This is a genomic window from Pseudoalteromonas sp. Angola-30 (assembly GCF_028599215.1).
In the GTDB taxonomy this organism is placed as follows: domain Bacteria; phylum Pseudomonadota; class Gammaproteobacteria; order Enterobacterales; family Alteromonadaceae; genus Pseudoalteromonas; species Pseudoalteromonas atlantica.
Map to the genome: position 1 here is coordinate 1 of NZ_JAQREI010000046.1, position 721 is coordinate 721.

Annotated in this window: 2 tRNA genes and 1 rRNA gene; all 3 read left to right on the plus strand. The window is 40.2% G+C overall.

Annotated elements, in window-relative coordinates:
- A 16S ribosomal RNA gene (locus PSH54_RS20515) occupies positions 1-79 on the plus strand; the annotation flags it as partial.
- Positions 80-155: 76 nt separating this feature from the next.
- Positions 156-232 (plus strand) — tRNA-Ile (locus tag PSH54_RS20520).
- Between the two features lie 67 nt (positions 233-299).
- Positions 300-375, plus strand: a tRNA-Ala gene (locus PSH54_RS20525).
- Positions 376-721 lie beyond the last annotated feature (346 nt).

Consider the following 721-nt stretch of genomic DNA (forward strand, 5'->3'; position numbering starts at 1 on the left):
TACCACGGAGTGATTCATGACTGGGGTGAAGTCGTAACAAGGTAGCCCTAGGGGAACCTGGGGCTGGATCACCTCCTTATACGATTTAGAACTTATTTGTTCGTAGTGTCCACACAGATGATTGTTAATTGTAAAGAGAACAACACTTATTGTTTGGGTCTGTAGCTCAGTTGGTTAGAGCGCACCCCTGATAAGGGTGAGGTCGGTGGTTCAAATCCACCCAGACCCACCACTTCTTCTTAATCTTATCACTAAGATTGAAACGAAGTCGGATAACAAACAATAAGACCAGCATATGTGGGGCTATAGCTCAGCTGGGAGAGCGCCTGCCTTGCACGCAGGAGGTCAGCAGTTCGATCCTGCTTAGCTCCACCACTTTACTTCTTAAAAATAAATATTCTTTATCGGGTAGCAACATCACCTGAGAATAGAGTGTGTTTAATTTTGAGAAGTTTTTGATTCTCTGCTCTTTAAAAATTTGGAAAAGCTGATAATAAAATTCGTATAAATAACACTGTTATTTGTACAGAGTTTTCAAAAGTAAAAAAGAATGATAGCAGTATCATTCAGTGCCAATTTAATCATTTATGATTAATTGGTATCTACTTTAGTATTCAATATTAACTTCTGGCGAAGTTAAACTGTCACATAACAAAGACCCGTTTGGGTTGTATGGTTAAGTGACTAAGCGTACACGGTGGATGCCTTGGCAGTTGGAGGC